We start from the raw sequence: 10,609 nt of genomic DNA, 5'->3' as shown, positions 1-10,609 counted from the left end.
GTTTATCTCACCCTGCGTCCGCGCGATATCCGCCGCCTGGCCGCCAATATCGCTGATAAGCCCCACTTCCTGCAGCCGCTTCTGCTCTTTCTCTTTGTCGAAGATTGGGCTGATGCTGTCGTTGGCATGCGCCGTGTGACGGCTCAGGTCTGCCACATCCTGCTTCTGGTTATCCTTGTCGCGGATGGTGAGGGTGCCGTTCGCCACCGCCGCCTGGGTCGTCCCTTCCGCGTGGCCGCTGTTCCCCGCCGCAGATATCATCCCGCCCGGCATGTTGCCCTGGAAGTCTCCCCCGAAGCTGCCGCCGCCGCTGAGGCTGATGCCCGAGTGTTTAGTCTTAAAATCCGCTTCGTTGTGGATATCACTGAAGCCGAGCGTGCCAGTATCCAGACTGTTTTTGTCTGCGCTCGCCGTGGAGGCTATCACTGCCCCGTCGAGCTGGGTGTGACTCCCCACCGTGACATCGAAGCCGCCGTTACCCGCATACAGCCCGGTCTGCTCTGCCACCGAGTCGAAGCGGCTCTTCATCTTGTCCTGACTGGCGTTGATATACCCGGAGCCAGTCATCGACCCGAAGGTGAAGCTGCCGCCCGCTGCCACGCTGGTCTGTTTGCTGTCGTAGTCGTTGTTATCCTGCTGGCTGCTCATCCACAGGTCGCGGCCCACATCGGCAATGATTTTATTGCCGTTAACCAGCGCCCCGTTCAGCGTGGTGTCCCGCCCGCTTTCAATCGTGACGGTTTTACCGCTGTCGACGGTGGTTTCGGTCCAGTCGGTGCCGTTGCCTTTGTCCTTGCCTTTGGCGGCATTCACATTAGCGAAAACGCTGATCCCAGCGCCGTTGCCCCCGGCCCCGATGCTGACCCCCACGCCACCACCGCTGCTGCTGTTTTTCCCGCTGGTTTGCCGGGTGTTGGCGGCTCCGCTCAACAGAATGTCATTGTCAGCGCTCAGCAGGGTGTCGCCCCCGGCTTTCAGCTGGCTGCCAGCGATAACGATGTCGCCGCTGTGGTCGCCCTTGTTTTTACCGGTCGCAATCACCGCCAGATTGTTGCCCGCCGTCAGCGTACTGCCCGCCACCGCATCGCTCTCAGCATGTTGCTGCGACTTTGATTTTTGGGTGGTGAGGGAGAGGCTGACGCCCATCGCGTTCGGGTCACCGGTGACATCTGCGGCCTGCGCAGCCTGCCCGGCCTGAACCCCCGACAGCGCCGCTTTGGTGGCCTTGAGTGCCGCCAGACGCCCGTCGCTCTCATCCTGTGCATCCTGCGTGGCGCTCACGGCATTGTTGATGGCACTGCCCACGGTCCCCGACAGGGCCACCGTCAGACCGCTTTTCTTCTGCTCAAACGTCTCGTCGCGGGTCCGTTTGTCATGGCCCGGGTCGATAAGCACGCTGTCGCCCACCACCGAGAGATCTTTCTGGGCAATCAGGTCCGCACCGCCGATATGCGCCTGCTTTCCGGCGGAAATCACCACGCTACCGCCCGTCGAGCCCACGGTACTGAAGCTCTGACTCTGGGTGGTTCCCTCTTCGCGCAGGGAGTGTTTGGTGGTGCTGCTGCCGATGGTGAAACCGATCCCGCCGCTGCCCATCAGGCCGCTTTTATGCTCTTCCTTAAAGCGCCAGCTGGAGTCGGTGTTGGTGGCTGCCACGATATCGACATTATTACCGGCCTCCAGCGCGACCGTTCCGTCGCCGACCACCGAGGAACCTTTCACCAGCAGGTTGTTGCCCGCCTGCACCTGAACATTATCGCCGCTCAGCAGGGTGCCCGCTTCACGGGTGGCGCTGTCCTCTTCGATGGTATGTGTCGTTTTGCTGCTAAGGAACCCTTTTTTAGTCTTAGTCTGTTCTTTGTAGTGATAGTCACTTTCGGTGGCGGTGGTGAGATTCACGTCGCGCCCGGCGGCCACGCCAATATCACCGCTGGCCGTGACCTGTGCCGCCTGGCTATTCACATCCCGTCCGGCGAGGATCGTGGTGTTGCCACCGCTGGCGATTTCGGTTCCCTGCTGGCGCACGGATTCGTCGATGACCGTCTTCTTTTTCTCACGCGTGCTGCTGCCATCGACCGTTGCCTCAGCCTGCAGATTCACATCGCGCCCGGCCTGGATGCCGACGTTATTTTCAGCCGCGATGCCTGCGGCCTGGCTGGTGATATCCCGGCCCGCGACCAGCGTCACGTTATCGCCCGCGCTCACCGTGGTGCGGTCTGCGCTGCTGTGATGGGTTTCGTTTGTTGCATGACGACTACTTTCACTATTATCAATAGCGTTTAATTTCAGATCGTTGTCAGCTTTAAGTGTAACGCTTCCCCCCGCACCGATCGCAGCGCCAGTGACTGAAATATCTTTATCAGCGTTGATACTCAAATCATCAGTTGCAGTGATAGATGCAACTTTTCCGGTATAAGTATCTTTCAGAGTTATGTCGTCTCCAGGAGCATCCAGCTCCCAATTACGGTGTTGAGTGATATTGCTAATAGAGCCTTCAATGCTCTCCAATTGAACGGTCTTACCCGCAATGCTGGAACTGATATTATTTATATCGTCAATCGAGGTAAGGCTGAGATTGCCCCCTGCACGTATTAATCCATTGCTCAGGTTGTTAATACTGTTGCTGCTGTCGATAGTCAGCCCGTTTTGTGCCAGCAGCGAGCTGCCGTCGTTGGTCACCTTGCCGCCTGCCAGCTGCACAGTGTTGCCGCCGATCACGCTGCCGTTATGCACTTCGGTGTCTTTGGGTGACAGGTAGACTTTCGGCACCATCACCGTTTTACCGTTGAGGGTGGCGGTCTCCCACCACAGGATGCTGTGGTCGAGCGCGGCCAGTTGGTCAGCGGTGAGCGCCACCCCGAACCTCAGGCCAAGAGAGGTCTGTGCCTCGGCGGCGCTGTCCATCAGGTAACGCATCTGGTCCAGATCGGAGCCCAGGCCATTGATGTAGCGACTGCCGGTCTGGTTCAGCACGTAGTTCGACACGTACCGGGTATCAAACGCCGCATCGCCGAGGAATCGGTAGTCGTTATCCGGGTTGAGATGCAGCCTGTCCATCATGTATGACGAGCCCAGGAACTGATTGGTGTCGGTGTACTGGCTGTTGGTTTCTCGTGGGGCTGCCCCCGGATTCATGCCGAGCAGTTTCCACAGGTCACCAAACAGACTTTGATCCACCTGACCGAGGCCGTCCAGTTTTGGGTTGACGGTGATCAGATACGGGCTGTCCGGGTCACTCGACGGCACAAAATAGCCGTTCTTACCGGAAGGCAGCGGGTAGCTGTCGTCGATCCCGGCAGGTGCCAGTCCGGTGCCATCGGCAATCGACTGTCCGTTATTGCCTGCGTCCTGCCAGGTCGGGGTGGTTATCGCCAGCGTTCCGGCATCGTCCAGCGCTTGCTGGCTGGCACCGTCGCCGATGCTTTGCGCCGAAGGGGTGTTCAGGTTTGGCGCGGTAATGGTGTTTGTAATACCGCCAGCATTTGATGTTGTGGATGTATTGCTGATATCACTTGAAAAGTTTGCGGAAACATTTCCACCAGCTTGAATCACAGCTCTCAGTGCCTGCCCGGAGCTTCTGGTGACATATTCGGGACTTCCTGAAAGAGTAAAAGTGACACGGTCATCACTCGAAGCATGACCATACTGCATATGTCCCTCATTGAGGATCATAGCCAGCTTGCCGTAATAGCTATACACATTGTATTCATCCTGTGCATAGCCAAAGTAGGACTGGTTATTCAGACTTGAACCAGAAAGATTAACGGAGTTAGTCGCAAGAAGATTACTTCCCAGATTATCAAGTGTGGCGGCATTAATCTGAAGGTTATTACCAGATGAAATTCTGGCGGCCCCACCAGTCGCAGTCACATCAACAATAGTCGTACCTGTCAAAAATTTCTGGGTAGAACCTTTTTCAGTCGGAACAGCCCAAGCCTCAAAGCCTCCGCCACCGCTGCCGTTATAAGACTCAACGTAATAGCCCCATCCATCTTCTCCCAGGTCTCCCACTCTCACGGAAACAGAATGCTCACCATTTGGTACTGGACTGTTTTCAGCTTGAACATAAGATCTTGATTCGCTTATTCCATCGCGCTGATTCAACAGATGCCCGGTGTTAATCGTGATATCGCCGGTCTGGGTCTCAATCGAGCCAGAGGTGTTAATCACCTCCGCGTTCGCCGCACCGGAGGCATTCTTTTGCATCAGCAGATTGTTGCCCGCCAGAATATCGCCGCGCAGGTTCTGGATGCTGTTGCCGTACAGAGAGAGATTTTTGCCTGCATACAGCAGGGCGGTGTTGATAATGGCCGCAGGCGCATTCAGCACAAGATTGCCTGCCGTGCCCGTGAAACCCTCCAGGGTGATATTGCCGAGGCTGGTCAGGCTGACATCGCCGCCCGCCTGCAGGCTGCCGCTGGCGTTCATCGCCACACTGCGACCGCTGAGCGCGGTCGTTCCCGAACCGGCGGTGATGTGCCCGTTATTACTCAGGTTGCCCGCCGCATTCAGGGTGATGCCATTCCCCTGCAGTGTCCCGCCGTTGGTGATATCGCCCTGGCTGGTCAGAGAAAGCTGTTTGTTCGCCGCAATCACGCCCTGCGCCGTGAAGCTGTTGGTGAGTTTCAGGGTCAGATTACCCAGCGCCACCAGCTGTCCGATCCCGCTCAGGGAGGCGACATCCGCCATCATATCGCCGCCGCTGAACAGTTTGCCGTTGCTGTTGTTGAGGGTGTTGCCCGTCAACTGCATGCCCTGGTTGCCCAACAGCGTGCCGCTGTTATTCAGGGTCTGGTAATTCACATCCAGCATCCCGGCCTGGAACATCCCGGCGTTGTTGAACGTCCTCCCGCCGAGGGTGGCTTTATTTGTCGCCATCACCGTGCCGCCGTTGGCAAGCTTCGCGACGTTGAGTACCAGATTGGTGGCCTGTAGCCAGCCGTTCCCGTCGTAGTCAGCCGTCGTCAGGGTGAGGTCGCTGCCGGAGAGCATTTTGCCGTTGTTGCGGATTTGCGTCGCAGCGGTGAGGGTCGTTTGCCCGTTGCCCTGAATCGTGCCGTCATTGGTGAAGACCGGGGCGCTGATGTTCAACGTCGTCGGGCTGAGAATAACGCCGCTGGCGCGGTTGGTCAGCGCATTAAGTAGGATGAGGGTGAGGCCATTGTCACCCTGAATCCGACCACTGTTATCAAGACTATTGGCCTGAAGCCGGGTGCGGGCTCCCTGAATCTGCCCGCTGTTGGTGATATCGGCTGCCGTGACTGACAGCCCGCCACCGGTCAGCAGTTTGCCCTGCTGTTGCAGCGCCCCGTTGAGATCGGCACTCAGGCTGTTCACGCCGCTAATTTCACCGCGGTTGGTCAGGGAATCGCCCTGTAAGGCAAGCGTTGAGGCACTGATCAGGCCCTGATTACTCAAGGCTTTGCCGGTAATGCGTGCCTCGCCAAGGGCAGTGATTTTACTCCCCGTGGCCGCTATCACGTCCCCGCTGAGGGTCAGTGCCAAATCCAGCGCGCTTTGGATAGCCCCGCTGTTATTCAAACGGGCCGCGTCGAGGATCATATTTTGCCCCTGCCAGAGACCGCTGTTGGTCACCTCGCCCGCCTGGATGGCAAGCGTGCCCTGGCTCAATAGACTACCGCCGTTATTCAGCGTGCCGTTGCCGTTCAGTGTCAGTTCACGCAGACCGATGACCGTGCCCTGGTTATTCACCCCGTTATAGGTCAGCCCCAGGGTGTCGCCCTGTAAGCTGCCGTCGCTGCTGAACTGCGTGCCGCTAAGCCGCATCGCGCCGCCGGAGAGGATCTTGCCGTGGTTGGTCAGCGTCGGAGCCTGAAGAGTGAATTGGCCCTGGCTCATCAGGTCCCCGTTGTTCAGCAAGGTGCCGCGCAGGCTGGCGTCGAGCGCACCGGTGGCAAGCACCGAGCCGGGGCTGGTCCAGTCTCCGGCATTGACGCTAAGCTGCTGACCCTGGGTAGTGCCCGCGGTGGTCAACGTGTTGCCCGTGAGGGATAAATCCCCCGCCGTCAGCCAACGTCCGCCCGCCCCCTGATAGAGGTTATCCCCTGACAGCGTCAGTTCGTTCGTACCCTGCAACAGCCCGTCGCTGTGCAGCATATCGGCATTTACCCCCAGCGTGTTGGCGGTGATTTTGCCGGGGTTCGTCAATGAGGAGGCATTCAGCGTCAGGCCACGGTCACTGGTGATGAGCCCGCTATTGCTGATGTCCGTCCCGTTGAGAGTCATCTCCCCGGCGCTGTAGAGCGTCCCGCTCTGACTGTTGCTGAAGGTGCCGCCGTTCAGGGTAAGCAGGGAATCACTTTGCAGCGCCCCACTGTTGCTGAGCGAACGGAGGTCAAAAGAGAGCGCCTTGCCCAACATCTGCCCGCTGTTGATGAGCGAGTGGCCGCGTACGGTGAGAGCGGCATCGCTGGCTATCACGCCGTGGTTGGTGATATCCGGAATATCCAGCGTCAGCGCGGAGGCGCTGTACAGAGTGCCGTCATGCAGGTTGTTCAGAGTATCCGTGCCGAGCGCCAGCACATTGTCGCCCTGTAGCATGCCGTTGTTGGTCAGCGTCTGCGACTGCGTGCGCAGGGTCGATCCCACCACCGTACCGCTGTTATTTATTACCGGGGCATGCAGCGTGACGGCGTTCGCGCTGCTGTTGCCGCTGTGGTTCAGCGTCCCGCTGGCGTTCACGGTCAGCGCGTTTCTGGCCGCCTGTGTACCGGCCAGCGAAGCTTCACGGGCTGTGATGCTCAGGTTTTTTCCGCTCTGAACCTGGGCTCCGCCGACGGTGCTGAGCTGGTCAGCGCTCAGCTGCATATCCCCGCCCGCACTGAATTCACCGTCCAGTGTCGCCGTCGTGGTCTGAACGGAGAGTGCGTTACCGCTGTGGGTCAGGGACGATTTTCCGCTGCTCAGGGTACTGGCGTTCAGCGTCAGCGCTTTCCCTCCCGAGAGCGTACCGTTCTGCGTAACGTTTCCGGCCTTCAACGTCAGCGCCTCATCCGTCACCAGCGAACCGCTGTTGATCAGGCTGCGACTGGCGGTAATGTCGGCCTTGCCCTTCGCGCCCGCGCTACCTGTTTGCGTGAAATCCTGCGACTGAACGTTCAGCGTCGTGCCGCTCACCAGAGAGCCGCTGTTATTGAGGGTCGTGCTGCTCATCGCCAGGGCGTTGCCCTGTACCTGGCCGCTGTTCGTCAGCGTGCTGGCGTTCAGTTGTGCGTTACCGCCTGCCAGCATTTTGCCGCTTTGGGTCAGGATGCTGGCATTGACGTTCAGGTTTTGCCCGGCGGTTATCTGCCCCTGGCTGATGAGGCTATCGCGGGCATTGGCGGTGATATGTCGCGCGGCGTTGACCTGGCTTCCGGCATCCTGGTGGATATTTTTCGCCGTAAGCGACACGTCCCGCCCGGCGGTGAGTTTTTCATTGCGCTGGGTAAGCGTGCCGTTGGCGTTCAGCACCAGACCCTGGTCGCTGTTCAGTGAGCCATTCCCCAGCGCGATATCACCCTGGCTGTCGAGTGCAATATTACCGCTGGCCTTATGGTCGCCGCTCAGGGCGATATCCTGTCCCTTCGCCGCGATTGCGCCGCTGGCCAGGCTGTTGTGAACCGTCAGTTTACCGTTGGCATCGAGCGTGATATCGCCCTGGCGGGCGTTCAGGTCGCCGAGGTTAACGCCGACGCCTTTGTCACTGGAGATAAGACGGATTCGGTTGGCGTACATCCCGCCCAGCGCCCCGGTGTCCACCGCGACCGTTGGGGCCGCGCCCTCGCCTTGCTGCGCCTGCACGCTGCCGTCAGCATTCACCCGGTTTGCCCCGGCAATCACCTTTAAATCTTTGGCATGAATAGCAGCATTCACTTCCGTGGCGCGGGAAATAATCGACAGCGCATCGCTGTGGCTGGCATCAATGCCCTGGCCATCAATGCTGATGCTGCCTTTTTTAACATCCAGCGCCTGCAGATTACCCTGCGCGTCAAAGACCGGCTTCCCGGTGGTCAGCGTGGCCTGCGGGGTGTTGATAAACCCACAGCCGTTACAGGTGATGCCGTACGGGTTGGCGACCATCACATTCGCCGCTTTCCCCGCCACTTCGGTATACCCCTGAAGCTGTGACCGGTTGCCGCCGGTCACTTCGTTGATGATGCCTTTCGCTTCCTGGCCCGCTTTCAGGTTCGCGTTGCCGTTGATTATCCCGCCCAGCTGCGTCTGGTTGAGCTTGCCGGTGGCGTTATTGAGGATCAGCCCCTCTTTGCCAACGTTGTAGTCTTTGAACTGGTTGTGCGAAATCCCGGCCCCGTTCGGGGTGGCGATATTCACCACCGGCACGCCGTTCGCCGCCTTGTCCGTGGAGGTTTTCCCCTGCGGCGTGATCACCGCGCCCACCGCAGGCAACAGCGGTTGCCCGGCAATCAGGGCGCTAATTACATAGCTCAGCAGACGAAATGACAAACGGACAGGAGGCTGATTCATCTTCTTTTATCCTTAAAATGCGACGGCAACGCGGTAATAAACGCTGACATGATCCGGACCAAGCCAGTCCGGATACACCAGGGGCAGCCCCACGGTGAATGACGTTGAAACCCAACGATTGGCGGTACTCAGCCCGGCGGCGGTTCCCCACAGGGTGCCCCCCGCATAACGTTCCAGTTTGTCGGAATGCAGCCAGCCGCCATCGAGGGCTAGCAGCGTGCTGACCTGACCGATAACCGGCAGCGTAAACAGGGTGTAATTGAGTTCGTTCCGCCAGTACGCGCCGTTATCTCCGGAAATACTTTGCTCTTTAAAACCGCGAACGGAGCTTTCACCGCCAATGGTCATGCGTTCACTGCCGTACAGACGGTCCGGCGTCCACTGCCCGTAAACGCTCGCCAGCCACCACAGATCGTTGGCGACCGGGCGCTGGTAACTGCCGTTCAGGCTCCATTTGCGGAACTCGGCTTTTGGTAAATCGCCATTTTGGTTGCCGTCGCTTTGCGCATCAAACCACGGCATGCCGCGGCTGAAGGTCGGGTTAAAGGTCGCGACCCCGCCGAGGATTTTTTGCGTATGGTTGAGGCCAAACAGCAGACTGGTGAGCTTTCGGCTGCTGCTCTGGAGCAACACATCATCCAGATAGTTTCGGTTGATGCGGTGGCTCAGGCCCACAGAGACGCCGGTTTTGATGTCGCCGTTGCGAAACAGTACATGGGATAAATTGACCCGATGCGTCTCGGTGTCTCCGCTGGAACGCCACAGATAGCCATTGTTATCAATGGTGCTGAGGTAGTTGTTCCAGCTGTAGCTGTAGTCGAGCAGGCTATAACCGTAGGGGATGCTGACTCCGGCGGCCAGGTTCTGCGCATCCTTTGAATTTGAAAACGCACTGCTGCGACCGCCGCTGACAAACCAGCTATCGGCCAGTCCCAGCAGGTTGTTGCCGGTCAGCGAGCCATTTATTTGCCCGACCCCGGTACTTTTTTGCCCGCTATTATCGAAGCTGACTGCGCCACTGAGGGGAAATTCAGGCGTGGCTGTCAGATGCACTACCGACCAGCCTTGTTGAGTGCCGGGAAGAATTTCAATCTGCACCGGTGTGGTTCGGGTGCGATTAATTTGCTCCATGCCCTGTTCAATATCGCGCAAATTAAGAATTTTGCCTTCCAGCCCTGGGAAGGTCATCGCCAGTTCGCGCGCAGGGGCATTATCCATACGGATTTTTTCCAGCCGACCTTCCAGCACAAACAGGTGTAATTCCCCAGAACGTAAATCCTGTTCGGTCAGGAAAGCACGGCTGGTGATATATCCCCGGCTGATATACCAGTCGGAAACACGATTAGTCAGTTCATTAATACGCGCCATATCGAGGCATTCGCCCTGCCAGGGCGCGAAGAGTTTTTGCTGCTGACGTTCATCAATCAACGTCGCCCCATCCAACACGATGCGCTGGATAGTGAAGCATGGGCCTTTGAGGGCTCCCGGCGTTGCGGGCGTGGTGGGCTTCGGCAACGGCTGAACCTGCTCCAGCGCGTCACGCTGTTGCTGGTTCTGGCGCAGTAACTGTTGCTGCTGCTGTTCAATGCTATCGCGATCGGCGGGTGACAGAAGTGCGGCGGAGGCCGTCTGACTCAACAACAATAATATCCATACCGGATATAGAGCTTTCATCCCTGTTCCTGTTAATAATCGTTATTAGGAAACTTCTGGTTTTATGCGTGAGCGCATTTTAAACACACTTTTTTGCATTTGTGAATGTATGGACAAGTTATTCTTATTAGTTGAAACATTTTAAGAAAAAGAGAAAACTAAAAATCATTCATTATCAAAAGACTAAATTAAAATTTTAGTATTGCTTAATAGTCATATTCTTAATGCTTAATCCCTCTAATAAACGTGGCACAGGAGGATATATCTTCCGGATGTTGATTAAAAAAACAGGACGTATTGGGAAGAATAAGCATCAAAGGCAAATAATAACGAGAGTTTATTTATAGGAATGGAAGCGAGTGCCCGGCGGCGCTGCGCTTGCGCAGGCCTACAAGCGGGCGGCAAAATTTGGACGAAAAAAAACCGCTCAAAAGAGCGGTTTTTTCGAATGTGGTCGGCGAGAGAGGAT

Annotated in this window: 3 protein-coding genes; all 3 read right to left on the bottom strand. The window is 57.6% G+C overall.

Annotated elements, in window-relative coordinates; all coding sequences use genetic code 11:
* Window positions 1–8,487: hemagglutinin repeat-containing protein (locus SIK69_RS07885; protein ID WP_319785818.1), on the bottom strand; the 8,487-nt coding region annotated here is incomplete at its 3' end.
* A 12-nt stretch (window positions 8,488–8,499) separates the two neighbouring features.
* On the bottom strand, window positions 8,500–10,161 hold the full coding sequence (locus SIK69_RS07880) for a ShlB/FhaC/HecB family hemolysin secretion/activation protein (protein WP_319785817.1): 1,662 nt from the start codon (window positions 10,159–10,161) through the stop codon (window positions 8,500–8,502).
* 258 nt (window positions 10,162–10,419) lie between these two features.
* Window positions 10,420–10,609: hypothetical protein (locus tag SIK69_RS07875; protein ID WP_319785816.1), on the bottom strand; the 190-nt coding region annotated here is incomplete at its 5' end.

This window comes from Scandinavium lactucae (assembly GCF_033843265.1).
Classification (GTDB): Bacteria; Pseudomonadota; Gammaproteobacteria; order Enterobacterales; family Enterobacteriaceae; genus Scandinavium; species Scandinavium lactucae.
Note: the sequence above shows the minus strand (reverse complement) of the source record. Positions and strands in the feature narration are given on the sequence as shown.

Coding starts and splice junctions, on each gene's coding strand:
- SIK69_RS07880 (WP_319785817.1), bottom strand. CDS start 10,161: ATGAAAGCTCTATATCCGGTATGGATATTATTGTTGTTGAGTCAGACG.